Below are 18,210 nucleotides of genomic sequence, written 5' to 3' on the forward strand. Positions count from 1 at the left end.
GATCACGCCCAGCGCCGCGTACTCGGCGTCGACCAGCACCGCGGCGGCCTCGACGATCCGGCGCAGCGCCTGTTCCAGGTCCAGCTCCCGGCCGACGGACAGCACAGCCTCCAGCAGGCTGTGCACCCGGTCCCGAGTGCCGCGGGCCGCGTCCAGGCGTGCCTGGAGCTCCTCCAGCAGCTCGTCGAGCCGCAGCTGCGGCAGCCGCACCCGGGCGTCCTCGGCCTCCTCGGAGCCTCCCACCGCTGATTCCTCCAAGCCCCTGTGACGTGCCGAAAGCCGTTCCGCTCATCCGTCACAGTAGTCGCTGCGACACGGACGCGGCACAGGTGCGCCGCCGCTGCGGCGCACCCCCGGCGCAACAGGGTACGGGACCGGCCCGTGGGGCCGCCCCCGTTCCGCCGTCTCAGCCGTCCCAGGTCCAGTCGGCGACCTCCGGCAGGTCCACGCCGTGCTCACGGATCCACGCCTGGTGGCGCAGCCGGGTGTCCTCCATGCGCTGGCGTACGGCGGCGGCGCGGACGGCGAGGCCGGGGACGCGGTCGATGACGTCCATGACCAGGCGGTAGCGGTCGAGGTCGTTGCTGACCACCATGTCGAACGGGGTGGTGGTGGTGCCGATCTCCTTGTAGCCGCGCACGTGCAGGTGGTGGTGGCCGGTGCGGCGGTAGGCCAGACGGTGGATGAGCCACGGGTAGCCGTGGTAGGCGAAGATCACCGGCTTGTCGGCGGTGAACAGCCCGTCGTACTCGAAGTCGCTCATGCCGTGCGGGTGTTCCTCGGCCGGCATCAGCCGGGCGATGTCGACGACGTTGACCACGCGCACGGCGAGCTCGGGCAGGTGCCGGCGCAGCAGCTGGGCGGCGGCCAGCACCTCCTGCGTGGGCACGTCCCCCGCGCAGGCCAGCACCACGTCGGGTTCGCGGCTGCCGTCCTCGGTGCCGGCCCAGTCCCACACGCCGGCGCCACGCGCGCAGTGCACCGTCGCCTGGTCCATGGACAGCCAGTCGAAGCAGGGCTGCTTCCCGGCGACGATCACGTTGACGTAGTCCCGGCTGCGCAGCGCGTGGTCGGTCACCGACAGCAGGGTGTTGGCGTCCGGCGGGAAGTAGACCCTCACGGCCTCGGGGCTCTTGTTGAGGATGTGGTCGACGAAGCCGGGGTCCTGGTGGGAGAAGCCGTTGTGGTCCTGGCGCCACACGTGCGAGGTCAGCAGGTAGTTGAGGGAGGCGACGGGGGCGCGCCAGCTCAGGCGGCGGGTGGTGCGCAGCCACTTGATGTGCTGGTTGACCATGGAGTCGACGATGTGCACGAAGGCCTCGTAGCAGGAGAACAGCCCGTGCCGGCCGGTGAGGAGGTAGCCCTCCAGCCAGCCCTGGCAGGTGTGTTCGGAGAGGATCTCCATCACCCGGCCGTGCGGGTCGAGGTTCTCGTCGACGGGCAGGGTCTCGGCCTGCCAGGCCTTGCCGCTGGCGCCGTAGACGGCCTGGAGGCGGTTGGAGGCGGTCTCGTCGGGGCCGACGAGACGGAAGTCGCGCCGGCCGGCGGTGCCCGCCATCACCTCCTCGAGCAGGTCGCCGAGGACGCGGGTGGGTTCGTGCAGGGTGGCGCCGGGCTTGTCGACCTCGACGGCGTACTTCTCCAGCGGTGGCAGCGGCAGCTCGCGCAGCAGCAGTCCGCCGTTGGCGTGCGGGGTGGCGCCGAGCCGGCGGGCGCCCGCGGGGACGCAGGCGAGGACCTCGGGGCGGGGGGCGCCGTGCTCGTCGAACAGCTCCTCGGGCCGGTAGGAGCGCAGCCATGCCTCCAGTTGCCGCAGGTGCTCGGGGTTGTCGCGGACGGCGGCGAGCGGGACCTGGTGGGAGCGCCAGGTGCCCTCCACGGGCAGGCCGTCGACCTCGGCGGGGCCGGTCCAGCCCTTCGGGGTGCGCAGCACGATCATCGGCCAGCGGGGCCGGTCGGTGACGCCGTCCTCGCGGGCGGCGCGCTGGATCGCGGCGATGCGGTCGGCGGCGGTGTCCAGGGCGGCGGCCAGGGCGCGGTGGACGGTCGCCGGGTCGTCGCCGGTGACGTGGAGGGGGTCGTGGCCGTAGCCCTTGAGCAGGTCGTCGAGTTCCGCTTCGGGGAGCCGGGCCAGGACCGTCGGGTTGGCGATCTTGTAGCCGTTGAGGTGCAGGATCGGCAGGACCGCTCCGTCGTGGACCGGGTCGAGGAACTTGTCGGAGTGCCAGGACGCGGCCAGCGGGCCGGTCTCCGCCTCGCCGTCGCCGATCACGCACGCCACCAGCAGATCGGGGTTGTCGAACGCGGCGCCGTAGGCGTGGGAGAGCGCGTAGCCGAGCTCGCCGCCCTCGTGGATCGAGCCCGGTGTCTCGGGGGCGACGTGGCTGGGCACTCCGCCGGGGAAGGAGAACTGCTTGAACAGCCGGGCCATGCCGGCCGCGTCCCGGGTGACGTCCGGGTAGGTCTCGGTGTACGAGCCCTCCAGCCAGGAGTTGGCCAGCACGGCGGGCCCGCCGTGGCCGGGACCCCAGATGCACAGGGTGTTCAGGTCGCGGGTCTTGATGAGCCGGTTGAGGTGGGTGTGGACCAGGTTCAGGCCGGGTGAGGTGCCCCAGTGGCCCAGCAGCCGCGGCTTGACGTGCTCCGGGCGCAGCGGCTCGGTCAGCAGGGGGTTGGCCATGAGGTAGATCTGGCCGACGGAGAGGTAGTTCGCGGCGCGCCAGTGGGCGTCCAGCGTCGCGAGCTCCTCGTCCGTGAGCCCGGCGGGGGCCTGCCGCGTCTCGACGGACATCAGGGATCCTTCCTGGTCGACGTGCTCGGAAACAGCGGTGGGGATGCCGCCCTGTGTGCGGGCGGCACACCACTTCCACCCTCGGGCGGCCGCCCGGGTACCCGACAGGGCCGTTCGGGTCACGCCCGAGGGCCGGGCGTCGCCGAGTGCGCGCCCACCGCGCCCGGCTCGTGCCCGGCCGCCGGTTCCGTGGCGGCGCGGAGTCGGCGCCCGGCCGCCGGTGGTGGAGCGGGAAGTGACATGCCGGTCCCGGCGGACGGGTCGGCCCGGCCGACGTCCGAATCCCCACGGGGCGGCGCCCCGGCACCCACAGGCCGAGGAAGACCGTGCGGAGCGGACGGGGCGCCGTGGTGATGGTCATGCCGGCACCCTTCGCGCGCCCACACGGCCTGCGAGGGCCCCGGTGGCGGGTCAGACGGCCGCGGCCCGGGCGAGCTCGTCGGCCGCTCGCTGCCCGCTGACCACGCAGTTGGTCACGCCCACACCGTCGTACACCGCTCCGCAGAGCCGTATGCCGGGCAGCTGCGCGAGCTCTTGCCTGACCCGTGCGACGCGCGCGGTACGACCGACGGTGTACTGCGGCAGGCCGCCGTGCCACCGGGTCACCGTGCCGGCCACGGGTGTGGCGGACAGTCCGGTCGCCTCCGCGAGGTCGCGCAGCGCCGCCGCGACGAGATCGGAGTCCTCCAGGTACAGGGCCTGCTCGTCGCCGTAGCGGCCGATGGAGGTGCGGACGATGCACAGGTCGGGGGCGGTGCGAGCGAGCCCGCTCCATTTGCTGGTCAGGAAGGTGGCGGCCTTGATGGTGCGGCCGTCCACGGGTGGCACGAGGAAGCCGCTGCCCCCGGGCAGGGCGGGCAGCCCGGCGCGGCGGAAGGCCAGGGTCACCAGTGCCGGCGAGGCGTACTCGATCCGGGACAGCTCCGCCGCGGCGGGCGGAGCCTCGGCGGCGAGCCCGGTGGACGCGGCCGCGGCGGGAGCCGCGACGACCACATGGCCGGCGGTGATCGTACGGGCCGCGACGCGGACCTGCCAGCCCCCGTCGGTGCGGGTCAGCGCAAGCGCCGGGGTGTCCAGGAGGATCTCGCCGCCCCGGGCGCGTACGGCGTCGGCGACGGCACCGGGCAGCAGGCCGAGGCCGCCGTCGACGCCCATGAACAGCGGGCCGGACGGCGGCTCGCCCGCGGAGTCCCGCCGGACGGAGCGGACGGCGTCCAGCAGCGAGTCGTGGGCCCTGGCCGCCTCGAAGAGGTGCGGGGCGGCGGCACGCCTCGAGATCCGGGATGCGTCGCCCGCGTACACCCCGTCCAGCAGCGGCTCCAGCAGCCGGCCGACAACCTCCCTGCCGAGCCGCTCGGCCACGTATCGATCAGGCGAACCCTCACGACGGCTGCCGCTCACCGATCCGGGCGGCCGGGAGACGGCTCTCGGCCCCATCGAGGCCCCGTACATCTTCCGCCACGGCGACTATCACTACCTCTATGTGTCGTTCGACCACTGCTGCCGCGGCGCGCAGAGCACGCACCGCGTCATGGTCGGCCGCTCCACGTCCGTCACCGGCCCCTACCACGACCGCAACGGCGTCGCCATGACCTCCCGCGGCGGCACCGGGATCCTCGCGAGCCACGGCAGCATCCACGGCCCCGGCGGCCAAGGTGTCCTCGCCGACACCCACACGACATCCTCGACTACCACTGCTACGCCGACGACGGCACCCCGCTGCTGGGCATCAACCGGCTCGGCTACGACTCCACGGGCCGGCCCTGCGTCTTCTGACCCGCGCTGCCGCCGCCCACGGACCGCCCCGCCGCGGGTCGGCCACCGCGGGCCGTCCGCACGAGACCGCGGGCGGGGGACGGCTCGGACCGCGCCGGAGCGGTCGCACCGGCTGTCGGCGCGGCCGGCATGGCCAGGGCGCCCGTCAAGGCCACGGCAGCGGTTCGCAGGACGCGCGCCGTGCCTGCGTCGTCCCGCTCCGTCCGTGAGGCTCCGGCCGGGCGGCGAAGTCACGCCTCGCCGACGGCTCGGGCAGCACCGGCGACGGCCGACGGCCAGGGGTGGCGAGGGGCACGGCGCGGTGATTTGCTCATTATGTCCGTGATGGGGCTCCTCGCCGACAAGGACTCCACGTGACCGTCTCACGCCGCACACCCACGTCCGGCACATCCGGCGGGTTCGGGCTGGACGACGCCGTGATCGGAGTGCTGTTCCGGCAGTCGCCGACCGGGCTGCACATCTACGACGCACAACTGCGGCTGGTCCGGGTCAACACCGGGGCCCGGTTCATCCACGAGTTTCCGGTCGACCGCATGCTGGGGCGCCCGATGCTCGACGTACTGCGGACCTACCACGCCGACGAGCCGGAGGCCGTCGAGCAGACCGCGCGCGAAGTGCTGGAGACCGGCGTCCCCGCTCTCGACGTGCAGTTCCGGGTGCGGAGCCCGGAAGACCCTGTGCGGGAGCATGTGACCTCGGCGTCCTTCTTCCAGCTGCAACAGGCCGACGGCACCGTGCAGGGCCTGGCCTCCGTCGTCACGGACGTCACCGAGCGGGTGCGGACCGAAGGCCGGCTCCGCCTGCTGAACCGGGCCACCGCGGGCGTCGGCAGGACTCTGGACGTGTTCCGCACCGCGCAGGAACTGTGCGACATCGTGGTCCCGGAGCTGGCCGACGTGGTGACCGTGGACGTGCTCGACTCCGTGCTGCGGGGCGACGCGCCCGCCGTGGGCACCGTGGACGTCAGACTGCCGCTGCGCCGCGCGGCCTCCCGGTCGGTGGACGACGAGGACCACCGGCACGGCCCGCCGGCCGGCGCCGCCCTGCAGGTCTGCGCCCCTTGCCGCCGAGACGTCCTTCCGGTCCTGGAGCCCGAGCTGGTCCCCGTCCTGCGTCCGGATCATGCGGGAGACACCGCCCTGAGCGCGGCCGGGGTGCACTCCGTGATCACGGTGCCGTTGCGCGCCCGCGGGGTCGTGCTCGGCCTGGTCTCCCTGTACCGCTCGCACAACCCCGTGCCGTTCGACCGGGACGATCTGGGACTCGCCGAGCAGCTGTCGGCCGGCACGGCCCTGTGCCTGGACAACGCCCGCCTGTACCACCGGGAGCGCTCGGTCGCCCGCATCGTCCAGCGCAATCTGCGGCAGCCCGCATCGCGGTGCCACGCCGCCGTGGAGACCGCGCACGTGTACGTTCCCGCGGGAGCCGGGGGCGGCTGGTTCGACGTCATCCCGCTCTCGGGTTCCCGTGTCGCCCTGGCGGCCGGGGACACCACCGGCCGGTTCGTCGACGCCGCGGCCGCCATGGGCGAACTGCGCGCCGCCGTCACCGCCCTCTCCGAGCTCGACCTGCCGCCCGACGAGATCCTCGCCCGCCTGCACGATCTGACCAGCCGGTTCGCCCGTGCACCACGCGGTCCGGACCCCGAGGAGTCGCCCGACCAGACCTGGCCGGCCACCTGCGTGTACGCGGTCTACGATCCGGTGGCCAGGAGCTGCTCCCTGGCCGCCGCCGCGCACCCACCGCCGGCCCTCGTCCTGCCCGACGGCGACGTGGAGCTGATCGACATCGCAGCGGGACCGCCCCTGGGCCAAGGCGTCGGCGAGTACCCCGTCACCGAACGCACCCTGCCCGTGGGCAGCACCCTGGCCTTCTACAACCCCGCTCTGCTCCCGGACGGCGCCGGTGCCCGACCGCGGCACATCCCGCTGGACGAGCTGCACCGCGTGGTGGCGGCCCACTCCTCGCTCCGGGCCAGGTGCGACGCGCTCGCCGACGCCCTGCTCCCGAAGGAGCCGAGGCAGGACGCCATCCTGCTGCTCGCCCGCACCCGCGCGCTCGACGCGGACCGTACGGCGTCGTGGACCCTCCCCAACGACCCCCGGGTGGTCAACGACGCCCGGCGACGAGTGGCCGGCCGGCTCTCCGAGTGGGGTCTGGACGATCTCGGGGAGGACACCGCACTCGTCGTCAGCGAACTGGTGACCAACGCCGTCCGCTATGCCAAGGGCCCCATCGAGCTCCGTCTGGTCCGCGACCAGACGCTGACCTGCGAGGTCACCGACGACAGCAGCACCGCGCCGCAGCTGCGCCGCGCGGTGGTCGGCGACGAGGGCGGCCGCGGGCTGTTCATCACCGCGCAGCTCACCGAACGGTGGGGTGTCCGGCCCACCCGGCGCGGAAAGACCGTCTGGGCCGAACTCCGCCCGGCGGCGGACTGAAGGCGACGGACCCGCTTCACCGGTCGTGCGGCAGGCCACGCAGTGTGGGCAGCAACGCCAGGGCCACCCGCAGGTCCGGAGTGCCCGACTCGATGCCGCGACCGAGGATCTGCTTGGCCTGCTGACCCGGACAGGTCACCGTGTTCGGGTGGATCATGAGCCGCTCCGCGGTCCGGGTACGGCTGCAGTTGTCGTCGAGACAGCCGGCGAGTGTGGTCGCCAGGCGGAGGGGGTTCTCGTCATCGGTGGCGAGGCGCCCGAGCACGCGGACGACGAAGGTGCGGGCCTGCTCCGGGTCCACGGTGCCGAGCGCGGCGACGGCCACGTGCCGGCACCGGGTGACGGGCGTGGCACTGGGTTCGGCCTGCATGACCACCCGGCGGGCGTGGGTGGCCTCGATGTGCGTGCGGCGGAAGCCGTCCAGCCGCTGCGCCGGGTCGCCCACCACGACCCGTACCCCGGCGGGCACGGGCAGCCGCGCCGGGTCGAGCTGCGCCTCGCTGAACGGCGTCGTACGGCTCAGCCGTCCGCCGTCATCGGCGTGCCCGCCGTGATCGGCGTGTCCCACGACAGTCACGGCGAGGAGGTCAAGGCCCGCGTCGTCCTCGCCCCCGGCGCCGTTCTGACCGAGGACGAGCTCATCGCCTGGTGCAGGGAGACGATGGCGGGCCACAATTACCCGCGCCGGGTGGAGTTCCTTGACACCCTGCCCATGAACGCGACCGGGAAGATCCTCAAGCGGCAGCCGCGGAACGCCCCGTAGCCGGGTGCCGGCCTCCGGAGCGCCGCCCGTTCGGAGGACAACCGGTCGCCGGTGCCCGGGCAGCGGCAGAGGGTGGAGGGGACCTGTCCGCCGCCGTTCACCCCGGCATCGCGATGCCGGCCGCGGCCCCGTCGGGAACCAGTGGTGCTGATGAGGCTTGTCGTCGATCTGAACCGGTGCCAGGGGTTCGCCCAGTGCGCCTTCCTCGCCCCCGATGTCTTCACCCTGCACGGCAGCGAGGCACTGCTGTTCGATCAGCAGTTTGACGCGTCGCAGCGGGAGAACGTGGAACGGGCCGCGGCGGCGTGCCCGGTGCAGGCGATCCTGGTCGACTGGTCCGACGAACCGACCAAGGGGGTGGCGTCCGGTGTCGGCTGAGACGGACGCCCAAGGCTTCCGGCAGGACGGCCGCATCGTCGTCGTCGGCGCCTCCCTGGCCGGGCTGCGGGCCGCCGAGACACTGCGGGAGGGAGGCTTCACGGGGTCGCTGACCATGGTCGGGGACGAGCCGTACGAGCCGTACGACCGACCGCCGCTGTCGAAGCAGGTGCTTCTGGGCCGGGTGCCTCCGGAGGGCGCCCTGCCGCGGCGGCGGCAGATCGACGCCGAGTGGCGGTTGGGGGTGGCCGCGACCGGCCTGGACCGGGTCGCACAGAAAGTACGCCTCGCGGACGGTACGGAGCTTCCCTACGACCGGCTGCTGATCACCACAGGGGTTCGTGCGCGGCCCTGGATCCACCCGGAGGAAGCGGACCTCGACGGCGTCTTCGTGCTGCGCACCCGCGACGACTCGGTCCGGCTGATGCGGAAACTGACCGCGGGGACGCGCCGGGTCCTGGTCATCGGTGCCGGGTTCACCGGCTCCGAGATCGCCTCCGGCTGCCGGGAGCGGGGGCTGGAGGTCACGGTCGCCGAACGCGGCCCGGCGCCGCTGGTGGGCGCGCTCGGCGGGGTCATCGGTGAGGTGGCCGCGGAGCTTCAGCGGGAACACGGGGTCGATCTGCGCTGCGGGATCACGGTCACCTCGCTGGAGGGCGACGCGGCGGGCCGGCTGCGGTGCGCGCATCTGTCGGACGGTTCGGTGATCGAGGTCGATGCGGCGATGGTGTCCCTGGGGGCGATCCGCAACACCGGCTGGCTCGCCGGCTCCGGGCTGGCGGCCGGTCCACGGGGGATCGCCTGCGACGCCGGGTGCCGGGCCTTCGACGTCAACGGCATCGTCACCGACGACATCTACGCGGCCGGCGATGTGGCTCGCTGCCCGCATCCGCTCTTCGGCTACCAGTTCCTGTCGTTGGAGCACTGGGGCAATGCGGTGGAACAGGCCGAGATCGCCGCGCACAACATGATCTGCGCGCGTACCGAGCGCCGGCCGCATCTGTGGCTGCCGATGTTCTGGTCCTCCCAGTTCGGCGTCAACATCAAGTCGGTGGGCGTGCCCTCGCTGGGCGACGAGCTGATCATCGCCCAGGGAGATCTGGCCGAACGGAAGTTCGTCGCGGTCTACGGGCACCAGGGCCGGGTCATCGCCGCGGTCTCCTTCGACGGCGGCAAGTGGCTGGAGTTCTACCGCCACCAGATCGAAGCCGCCGCGCCCTTCCCGCCCGACCACGTCACGGTCGACCAGCACGCCGCGGCGCTCAAGGCGGTCGACCCCGAGTTCCCCGACCCCGCCCTGCCGAGCCACGGACCCACCGTCACCCTGTCCGGCCACTCGCCGAGCGAACGCCGCGTGGGCTTCGTCCCCGCACGCGCCTGACCACCCCGGGAGCGCCCGATGTCCACCGCCACCAAGCCTTCGCAGTTCACCGACTACGCCAACCGGGCGGACCCGTATCCGCTGTACGCCGCGCTCCGTGAGGCGGGCCCGGTCGTACGCCAGGACGACGGCAGCTATCTCGTCACCACCTACTACGACATCCGCGCCGTCGCCAACGACCCGCGGCTCAGCGCCGACCCCCGTAGCCTCACCCCCGGGACGGGAGGAGCGCTGGCGCAGGAGGAGGAGTCGAGCCTGCGGCGCAGTTTCATCCGGCTGGACCCGCCGGAGCACGACCGGCTGCGCGACGTGGCCATGGAACCGTTCGGGCCTCCGCACAGCCCGCGGTTCCTCCACGACATGCGCACCGACCTCACCCGGATCGTCACCGGACTGCTCGACGCCTTCGAGGGCAAGGACCAGGTCGACATCGTCGACGAGTTCGCCTACCAGCTCCCCGTCGCCGCCATCTGCAAGATCCTCGGCGTGCCGCACGAGGACGAGGGCCGCTTCCATGTCTGGGTGGAGAAGGTGGTCGACAGCCTCGACGCCGGCCCGGGCGAGGACGGCGCGCGACGCGCTCGCGAGGGTGACAGCGCCCGGCAGGAACTGGCCGTGTACCTGGCCGAACTGATCGAGGACAAGAAGCGCCGTCCCGGCGAGGGCATGCTCGGCACGCTCGCCCCCCGGACGGGCCCCGGCGGACGCTTGTCACCCGCGGAACTGGTCAGCACCGCCGCCCTCCTGTTGCTGGCGGGCCACGAGACCACCGTCAACCTGATCAGCAACGCCACCCTCACCCTGCTGCGCCATCCCGACGTCCTGCAGCGGTTTTGCGCCGAACCCGGCCTGGCCGTACCCCTGGTCGAGGAAGTACTGCGCTACGAGCCACCGGTTCAGTTCCTGCCGTTCTTCGCCACCCTGGACGACATCGACGTCGCGGACACCGTCATCCCCAAGGGCGCACCCGTCTCGCTCCTGCTCGCCTCGGGCAACCGCGACCCGCGGCGCTTCGAGGACCCCGAGCGCTTCATCCCCGACCGCACCGACAACCAGCACCTGGGCTTCTACACCGGCGTCCACTACTGCTTCGGCGCGGCCCTGGCCCGTATGGAGGCCCAGATCGCGCTCACCGAACTCTTCCGCCGGGTCAACAACCCCCAGCTCGTGGAGGACCCCCCGCCCTACCGCCAGAGCCCCGTACTGCGCGGCCCCCGCCACCTGTCCCTGGCCATCCAGGGAATCACGGCCTGAGCGTCGGCCTCGGCATTCCCTCACTGTCCGTGTTCACCGCGCGATCCGCTGGTGTGGGCGAGGCGCCCCCGGGTGTTATTGAATGAGGTGTGCGGTCAGGGATCTCGGGGCCCGCCGCACGGGTTCGAGTACGGCCCCGGCACTGCGCCGGGGATTGCTGAGAGAGCCGCATGGACTCCACACCCTCGCCCTCGTCCCCTTCGGCGTTCGACCTGGTCAGCAGCGCCCTGGGACGCTACATCCCGCGCGGCGGCGTGGCAGCGGCCTCCGGTCCTGCCGACACGCAGGTGCAGGGCGGTCGCACCGCCCGCCCACGGGCACCCGACGACCCGGCAGCCGGCCCTCAGGATCAGATTCTCGGCGCGGTCAACCTGGACAGGGATCTGAGAATCACCCGCTGCAATCTGACGGCCCCCGTGTTCGCGGGTCTGGACGCCATGCCCGGGAGCCCCTTCGTCGATCTCCTGCCACCCGGGGACGTACCGACGGTCACACGGCGGTTGCGGCAGGTCCTGGAGACCGGTGAGGCGCACGTCGCCCGGATCCAGCGCCTGCGGCGCGGCGACGGGTCCGAACTGGTCGTCTCGATGAGCATCCTGCCCGCCGCGGTGCCTCAGGAGGGCCTGACCGTCTCCGTGATCGCCATGGCCAGGAGGCTGCACCTGTATGCCGCCGAGACCGCGATCGGCACCTCGCTGGACATCGGCGAGACCGCGCAGTCACTGGCGCAGTCCCTGCTGGCCTGGGGAGAGGTGGCCGCCGTCGACCTCGACTTCGCGGTGTGGACGGGCGAGGGAGTCACCGACCAGCCGCACGGGCGCATCCGGCTGCGGCGGGCGGCGCTGGTGCCGGACCGGGCATGGCCCGAGGGCTACGTGACTCCGGGCGACGATCTTCCGGGCGACGCGAGTCGCCTGCTGGCGCAGGCGGTACGGCGGGACGACGCTCCGCAGGCCATCGTCATACCCGGCCGGGAGGCGCTCGAGCGGGTACTCGGCAGTCCGCGAGTGTTGCGCGCCCTGGTGCCCGGTGACCGTTCGGCGGGTGTGGCCTGCATACCGCTGGTCCTGGACGGCCCGCCGCCCGTGGTGCTGGGCGTGGCGGAGATCTGGCGGCGGGCGGACTGCCCCTTCCGCGACAGCGAGCTGTTCGACCTGCAGGAACTGGTTGCCAGGACCGCCCATCACGTCGACCTGGCCCGTCAGCACCAGCGCGAGCACACACAGGTGCTGGCGTTGCAGCGCCGGCTGCTGCCCCGGACCGGCGGCGACACCATCGAGATCGCCAGCGTCTACCAGCCCGCCACGCCCGACAGCGCGGGCGTCGGCGGCGACTGGGTGAACAGCTTCCCGCTGCCGGACGGCCGTACCGCGCTGGTGGTCGGTGACGTCGTGGGGCACGGTCTGGGAGCCGCGGCGACCATGGGCCAGCTGAGCACGGAGGCCCGCGCGCTGCTGTCCGCGGGGCTCGCTCCCGACGAGGTGCTGGCGCACCTGGACGCGACCGTGACGCTGCTGGACGACACGGAGTCCGGGCTGGCGGCCGGCTACAGCGCCCTCGGGTCGACCTGCTGCATCGCCCTCTACGACCCGGTCAGTCACCGCGTGGCGCTGTCCAGCGCCGGACACCTTCCTCCGGTCCTGGTCTCCCCGGACGGGCGCGCGGGCCCGCTCGCGGTCCGCCCTCACCCCGGCCTGGGCGCCGAGTTCGCGCTGCGGGAGCCGTTCGACGTGCACACGTTCGGCGCACCCCCGGGTTCCATGCTCGCCCTCTACACCGACGGTCTGGTGGAGGATCCGGCCGTGTCGATCGACGAGGGCATCGGCAGGCTGGCGGACGCCGTCTCCACGGTGCATCCCTGGGACGCCCTGCAGCAGGCCGCCCGGCACGTCGTCTCCGTGCTGGCGCCTATGCGTCAGCGTGACGACGTGACCCTGCTGCTCGCGCGGATGATCGGCTACCGCAAGGGGGACACATCGACCTGGCGGCTGCCCGCCCGCGACGACGCCCCCGCCCGTGCTCGTGCGCAGGTGTCCGCGCTGCTGCGGCAATGGCGCACCAGGGACGACACCCGGGACAACGTGCTGCTGCTGGTCAGCGAGCTGGTCACCAACGCGGTGCGCTTCGCCACCGGTCCCGTCACGGTACGGCTGATCAGGGCCGGTCCCGGCCTGCTGTGCGAGGTGGGCGACACCGGCAACGGCAGGCCACGTGTGAGCCGGGGCGACCTCCTCGACGACGGCGGCCGTGGCCTGAACATCGTGCACAGGCTCACCACCCGGTGGGGCGTGCGGTGGACGGACACCGGCAAGGTGGTCTGGGCGGAAGTCGCGCGGTGACGCGGGGGCGGGGGCGGGGACACGTACCTTCGGCACGGACGGTGCCCTCAGCGGTACGTGACGTGACCGGTCATGCGGACGGTCCGTTCGCCGGTGCGGGTGACGCGGGCGCGCACTACAGCCACTCCCCTTCCAGGGCGGTGGCGGTGAGTCCCGGTGCCGCCGCGTACAGGACGGCGCGACTGCCCGGCTTCTGCCCGGCGTCGTGGGCCCGCCGCATGATGTCGAACACGGCGGCGCCTCCGCGGTTGCCGGTGGTGTAGCTGTCCCGGCTGTGGTCCAGCAGCCCCGACGGCCACGCCTCGGGCATCGTCTCCTCCATGTACTCCAGCACCCGGGTCCCGCCGGGGTGCGCGAGCAGCACGTCGGGGTGCCAGGCGTCGGGGTGGTCCTGGTAGCGGACGCGCAGCCACTCCCACATCGCGGTGACCGTCTCCTGCACGGCGCGCGGGCCGCGCCGGTCCATCACGAAGTGGGTGCCGTCCGCCCGTGTCTCCAGGCGGTGCAGGTCACGGGTGCCGGGCAGGGTGTGGTGCCAGGCGGCGTCCAGCCGCAGCACCGACTCGCGCCGCGGGCGGCCGGTGACGACCGCGGCGACCGCGGTGTCCGCGAACAGCAGCCGGACGATCAGGGACTCGAGGGTGTCGTCGGCGGGCTGGTAGGTCGTGCTCAGCGCCTCCGCGATCACGACCAGGACCACCCGGTCGGGGTCCGCGGCCACGAGGTCCGCCGCCAGCGCCAGGGAGCGGGTCCCGGCGATACAGGCCCACTGCGTGGCCGGCAGCGGCATCACGTCGTCGCGGAGCGGAAGCTTGTTGGCCAGGGCGATGTCCAGACCCGGCAGCGCCGGGGTGGTGGAGTTGCTGGTGATCAGGCAGTCGACGTCCGCGGCGTCCAGCCCGGCGATCTGCAGGGCCCCGCGGGCCGCACGCTCCCCGTAGGACTGCACGGCCTCCCAGGCCGGCGCGGTGCGCTCCTGGACGGTCTGCGGCGCGGGTATCGCCTCCAGTGCGGCGATCACGCGGTCCACGTCCTGCTGGGTGAAACCATCGCGCGCCAACGCCTCTTGGGCCGGGCCGACGCCGACGGCCTGCAGGCCGCCACCGTTGCCGGGTGCGACGGCGGTCTCCAGCGGCAGCATCCACCCACGGGTCTCGATGCCCGTGCCGGCCGCGATGCCGTCGATCCGCGGCGCCCACGTCGCATGCGGGTGCCGATCGCGCACCTCCGCCACGATCTGGCTGGTCTCCACGGCGTGCTCGCCGTGTATCACGGCAGGAGGACAGAGGTAAGCGGCCATAATGCGGCACCTTTCCGGGGGAACAGGCAGGAATGTCACGAATGCTGTGTCATGGGTCACTTTGGAATGTCGCGCCCAAGAGGTTGCCGATGAGCTCCACTTCGGGAGCCGCCATCCGTTTCGAGCATGGACGCTAAATGGACATTTACGCTGTGATGCATACAACTCAGGCGGCACTCGACATGCGTGACACGGCACACACCGCTGCGACAGGGCCCACGGAGTGCTTCCGCAGCCGACATCTGACGTTCCGTCAGTCAGGGCGCCGACGGGGGCAGGGGTGGAGGTGACCCTGGGTCGGCGATGCCCCGGCCTGTCGGGTCACCGGCGCGTAGCCCAGACCGCGAAGGCCTCGACGGCGTCGGCGACGGCATGGAACCGGAGCGAGTGGAAGAAGTCGAAGTTGTGCTGAGTGCCGGGTAGCTCGGCGAAGGCGACCGGTGCGTCGGAGGCGTCGGCGAGTTCGTCGGCGAAGTGGTGGGCGTCCTCCGTCAGCACCAGGGTGTCCAGGGTGCCGTGCACGATCAGGAACGGTGGCGCGCCGGCATGGAGATGGGCGTGCGGGGTGAGCGGGGCGCCCGACGCGCCTCCGTCGCTCGGTCCGTAGTAGCCGTACAGTCCGATCGCGCCCGCGATCGAGTCGTCGGTCAGCGCGACGGTCGCGGCCAGATGGGCGCCGGCCGATCCCCCGGCCACGACCAGACGTGACGGATCGGCGCCGAGTTCGTCGGCGTGTTCGCGCAGCCAGGCGATCGCCTGCTTCACGTCCGCGAGCGAGTCGGCGTAGGCGGTCCGCAGCCGGTAGTTCGCGCTCGCGCAGACCCAGCCGTGGTCGGCCAGGCGGTAGAGCAGTGGCCGAGCGCCGAGGAGCTTGCTGCCCATGACGAACCCCCCGCCGTGCAGATACAGCAGGATCGGGGCGCCGTGCGGCCGACTGCGCGAGACGTAGACGTCGAGGCGTTGGGTCCGTGCGTCGCCGTAGCGGCGGTCGCGGAGCCGGCGGACGCCGGGCCGCCACGACACCAACGGCAGCAGCACGATCCGGAGAAGGGGCAGTCGGCTGTGGGGCATCCGGACGCCCGGTCCGGCCGCCAGGGCCGCCTCCAGGACGCCTCGCGCCGGGCGGGTCCGGACCGCTGTCGCGACCAGGCCACAGGCCGGTACGGCGGTGAGCACGACCGCGAGCCACCACACCGTCGTACCGACCCCGGTCGTCAGCACCGGAAAGGCGCTGACAGCCACCAGGGCCAGGCCTAGGAACGGCTGCTCGTTGAGGAGATACCCGAGCCAGAACCAAAGGTTCGACCGGCTCGAATGCCGCGGCATGGGCGGCCGGAGAGCGGCGAACGTGCACAGCGCCAGCAGCGCGATGGAGGTGACGAAACCGATGGGCATGGTCACGGACACCCCGTCAGGGACCGCCAGACTCGTCAGCACCCGTCCTCCCCCGCCCCACCGACGCGGCCCATCCTTCCCCACCCGCCGTGGTGGAAGAAGCGCCGGTCCCGGCAACTGTCCCTCGGCGAGGCTGCATGAATCCGGCAACGAGCAGAGGAACCCCAGCCGACGCACGGCTGGGGTTCCCCGAGGCGGTGGGTCTCAGCGTTGCAGGGTGAGGACGCCCGGCCGCCAGGGCAGTTGGTCGTAGGGGCCGCCCGCGGAGGGGGACTTGCCCTGGTAGAGGAACTGCAGGTTGCAGGGGTCGATGGTCATGGTCTGGTCGGGGTTGTTGCGGACCAGGTCACCGTGGCTGATGTCGTTGGTCCAGGTGGCACCGCTGTTGGCCTTGCCCGCGAAGGGGTTGCTCTCACTGGCGGCCTGCGGGGTCCATGTACCGCTCAGGCTGGAGGCCGTGAACGAGCGGAAGTAGCGCCCGTTGGCACCCTGGGCCTCGACGATCATGAGGTACTGGTTCTGGCCCTGGACCTTGTAGACCTGCACCCCCTCGAACAGGTTGTTCGTCGAGTCGCTCATGACCGTCGTGTACGACGAGCCGAAGCTGCCCGGGAAGTTCCCGATCGGCATGCTCGCCCGGTAGATCTTGCCGTTGTCACCGGCGAAGAACAGGTACATGTTCTGGCCGTCGCCGATCAGGGTCTGGTCGATCGGGCCGGTGCCGGAGCCGGAGATGCTCCCGGTGAACAGCGGCTGCGGCGAGGACCAGCCGCCCGGGTTGGTGGGGTCGCTCGACGTGCGGTAGATGAAGGGCCACGCACCCCACTGGTACGCCAGCACCCAGATGTTCTTGGGCGCGAAGTAGAACAGCGTGGGCGCCACCGCGGCCTGACTCATCCCGGTCTGGCCGGCCGACGCCATGTCCGACCAGTTCGTGAAGGGAGTGAACATCATCGAGCCGTACGACGATCCCGACACGTTCGACGCGTAGACCAGGTGTTTGCCGTTGTAGACGACGTTGGTGAAGTCCTTCAGCGAGACCCACCCGTTCGCCGGCTGCGCCAACGCACCCGTCGACGTCCACCGGTACGTCGACGGAAGAGCACACGTGCCGCCCGGCGGGGTCGACGTCCCGGACAGGCCGGTCCACTTCTGGTTGCCGCCGCCGTTGCACGTCCAGATCTCCACGGCCGTGCCGTTGGCCGTACCGGCGCCCGTGACGTCCAGGCACAGTCCGGACTCCACGCCGACGATCGTGCCGTCCGCGTTCACCCGCCACTGCTGGTTCGCACCGCCGCTGCAGGTCCAGATCTGCACCCGGGTACCGGCCGCGGTGGCGTGGCCAGGAACATCCAGGCACTTGTCGCCGTACACGGTCAGCTGGTTGCTGTCCGTCAACGTCCACTGCTGGTTGGTCCCGCCCGAGCAGTCCCAGATCTGCAGGTACGTGCCGTCGGTCCGGCTGGCGTTCGGCACATCGAGACACCGGCCGGAACCAACACCGCGCAAGGCACCGCTGCTTGCCGCCTGAGCCGGGGCGGCGACAAGCATCGCCGCCAACGCGACCAGAACCGCAGCCGCGGCGGCAAGCACCACAGACGGACGTCTGCGGCCCTCACCTCCTCTGCGCAAGGGGACCCCGCCATCCGGCGTCCTCATAGCGGTCGCGGCCGGGAGGCCCGGGACCGAGGATCGGCGACGGCCGAAACGTTTGAGCGGGTTCATGCTCCTCCTTGTGTGGTCGGGTGCGGGTGGGGGGCAGTGGCCGGGACCGGCTCGGTTCAGGGCATGGACAGCCCGAACCGCGTGACACGGACCGAGCCATCGAGCGCCGAGTGCTTGACGAGTCCATGACATATGCATCGTTCCGTGTGCTCCTTGCGGCTCGGCCGTTGCGGCGAGCGGTGTGACCCGGAGGTGACCTGCAGTTCAAGTGGAGCGGCCCTAGCGTCTGTTCGTGATATCGAACTGAGGTCGGAGTGTCGAGCAACTTGGATGATAGGGAGCCGGTGAACGACGTCAATACCTCTCGCAACGATTCGCGAGTAACGCCGAAAGGTTCGCAGGCGATCAAGCGGCCGCACCCCGCGGAATGGGGGGCCGCCCCGCCACCTCGCGACCGCCGTACCGACGGTCGCCACGACGGCCACTCAAGCCGGGTTGCCCGGTGGGCCGTTCATCCGAGGGAGGTCGAAAGGTTTCGGCAACCGCCTCCGACGGCCAGTCGTAACTTTCGGCGAACTTTCGTAAACGAATCAATTGACTGCCGCTCTGCGCCCAGCGCATACTCTCCAGCGATCGAAGCCTCCCCGTAACGGAGACGACTCCATACGGTCACACCCGTCCACCTGGCACGTCCACCCACGCATGCCCGGAGGGGGGAAGCACGGGT

General features: G+C 72.0%; 12 protein-coding genes and 2 pseudogenes. 7 read left to right on the forward strand and 7 right to left on the reverse strand.

Annotated features, from left to right (window positions below):
- The 3 genes and pseudogenes from R2S09_RS24805 to hemG all read right to left on the reverse strand — a co-directional run.
- Positions 1-243: pseudogene (locus R2S09_RS24805) on the reverse strand (histidine kinase); the annotation flags it as partial.
- 163 nt (positions 244-406) lie between these two features.
- Positions 407-2,791, reverse strand: coding sequence for a phosphoketolase (locus R2S09_RS24810; protein ID WP_306192698.1), 2,385 nt, complete (start codon positions 2,789-2,791; stop codon positions 407-409).
- Between the two features lie 411 nt (positions 2,792-3,202).
- A pseudogene (hemG, locus tag R2S09_RS24815) lies at positions 3,203-4,204 on the reverse strand (protoporphyrinogen oxidase); the annotation flags it as partial.
- Positions 4,205-4,241: 37 nt separating this feature from the next.
- On the opposite strand from hemG, the gene R2S09_RS40630 reads away from it, so the two are divergent.
- Both R2S09_RS40630 and R2S09_RS24820 read left to right on the forward strand, forming a co-directional pair.
- Positions 4,242-4,892 carry a hypothetical protein gene (locus R2S09_RS40630; RefSeq protein WP_399144614.1) on the forward strand — a complete coding sequence of 217 codons (651 nt, stop codon included), beginning with the start codon at positions 4,242-4,244 and terminating at the stop codon, positions 4,890-4,892.
- A 28-nt stretch (positions 4,893-4,920) separates the two neighbouring features.
- Positions 4,921-7,008 carry a SpoIIE family protein phosphatase gene (locus tag R2S09_RS24820; RefSeq protein ID WP_316743325.1) on the forward strand — a complete coding sequence of 696 codons (2,088 nt, stop codon included), beginning with the start codon at positions 4,921-4,923 and terminating at the stop codon, positions 7,006-7,008.
- Positions 7,009-7,024: 16 nt separating this feature from the next.
- Here the strand turns inward: R2S09_RS24820 and R2S09_RS24825 are convergent, their stop codons facing one another.
- Positions 7,025-7,585, reverse strand: coding sequence for a helix-turn-helix domain-containing protein (locus R2S09_RS24825; RefSeq protein ID WP_316743326.1), 561 nt, complete (start codon positions 7,583-7,585; stop codon positions 7,025-7,027).
- Between R2S09_RS24825 and R2S09_RS24830 the strand changes: the two genes are divergently transcribed.
- From R2S09_RS24830 to R2S09_RS24850, 5 genes are all read left to right on the forward strand, one after another.
- Positions 7,568-7,771, forward strand: a complete 204-nt coding sequence (locus R2S09_RS24830; protein ID WP_316743327.1) for an AMP-binding enzyme — start codon at positions 7,568-7,570, stop codon at positions 7,769-7,771. The two genes, R2S09_RS24825 and R2S09_RS24830, sit on opposite strands and share 18 nt — an antisense overlap.
- A gap of 150 nt (positions 7,772-7,921) precedes the next feature.
- Complete coding sequence (locus R2S09_RS24835) at positions 7,922-8,149, forward strand: ferredoxin (protein ID WP_316743415.1); 228 nt, start codon at positions 7,922-7,924, stop codon at positions 8,147-8,149.
- The gene (locus R2S09_RS24840) at positions 8,139-9,530 is read left to right on the forward strand and encodes an NAD(P)/FAD-dependent oxidoreductase (RefSeq protein WP_306192693.1); all 1,392 of its coding nucleotides are present in this window, start codon (positions 8,139-8,141) and stop codon (positions 9,528-9,530) included. Before R2S09_RS24835 ends, R2S09_RS24840 begins: the two co-directional genes overlap by 11 nt.
- Before the next feature lie 18 nt (positions 9,531-9,548).
- Positions 9,549-10,784: a cytochrome P450 gene (locus tag R2S09_RS24845; protein WP_306192692.1), complete on the forward strand. Its 1,236-nt coding sequence runs from the start codon at positions 9,549-9,551 to the stop codon at positions 10,782-10,784.
- Positions 10,785-10,954: 170 nt separating this feature from the next.
- Entirely contained in the window at positions 10,955-13,123 is a 2,169-nt protein-coding gene (locus tag R2S09_RS24850; protein ID WP_316743328.1) for a SpoIIE family protein phosphatase, read from the forward strand.
- A gap of 115 nt (positions 13,124-13,238) precedes the next feature.
- Here R2S09_RS24850 and R2S09_RS24855 read toward each other — a convergent pair whose 3' ends face one another.
- The 3 genes from R2S09_RS24855 to R2S09_RS24865 form a co-directional block, all read right to left on the reverse strand.
- Positions 13,239-14,423, reverse strand: coding sequence for a type III polyketide synthase (locus tag R2S09_RS24855; RefSeq protein WP_306192690.1), 1,185 nt, complete (start codon positions 14,421-14,423; stop codon positions 13,239-13,241).
- A 321-nt stretch (positions 14,424-14,744) separates the two neighbouring features.
- Positions 14,745-15,818 carry an alpha/beta hydrolase gene (locus R2S09_RS24860; protein WP_306192700.1) on the reverse strand — a complete coding sequence of 358 codons (1,074 nt, stop codon included), beginning with the start codon at positions 15,816-15,818 and terminating at the stop codon, positions 14,745-14,747.
- Between the two features lie 204 nt (positions 15,819-16,022).
- Positions 16,023-17,477 carry a non-reducing end alpha-L-arabinofuranosidase family hydrolase gene (locus R2S09_RS24865; protein ID WP_306192688.1) on the reverse strand — a complete coding sequence of 485 codons (1,455 nt, stop codon included), beginning with the start codon at positions 17,475-17,477 and terminating at the stop codon, positions 16,023-16,025.
- Positions 17,478-18,210 lie beyond the last annotated feature (733 nt).

It is taken from the genome of Streptomyces sp. MK7 (assembly GCF_032658145.1).
Taxonomy (GTDB): Bacteria; Actinomycetota; Actinomycetes; order Streptomycetales; family Streptomycetaceae; genus Streptomyces; species Streptomyces spiralis.

Excerpts from the sequence above, each read along its gene's own strand:
- R2S09_RS24850 (WP_316743328.1), top strand. The coding sequence starts at position 10,955 with ATGGACTCCACACCCTCGCCCTCGTCCCCTTCGGCGTTCGACCTGGTC.
- R2S09_RS24835 (WP_316743415.1), top strand. The coding sequence starts at position 7,922 with ATGAGGCTTGTCGTCGATCTGAACCGGTGCCAGGGGTTCGCCCAGTGC.
- R2S09_RS24845 (WP_306192692.1), top strand. The coding sequence starts at position 9,549 with ATGTCCACCGCCACCAAGCCTTCGCAGTTCACCGACTACGCCAACCGG.
- R2S09_RS24865 (WP_306192688.1), bottom strand. The coding sequence starts at position 17,477 with ATGAGGACGCCGGATGGCGGGGTCCCCTTGCGCAGAGGAGGTGAGGGC.
- R2S09_RS24855 (WP_306192690.1), bottom strand. The coding sequence starts at position 14,423 with ATGGCCGCTTACCTCTGTCCTCCTGCCGTGATACACGGCGAGCACGCC.
- R2S09_RS24860 (WP_306192700.1), bottom strand. The coding sequence starts at position 15,818 with ATGCCCATCGGTTTCGTCACCTCCATCGCGCTGCTGGCGCTGTGCACG.
- R2S09_RS24810 (WP_306192698.1), bottom strand. The coding sequence starts at position 2,791 with ATGTCCGTCGAGACGCGGCAGGCCCCCGCCGGGCTCACGGACGAGGAG.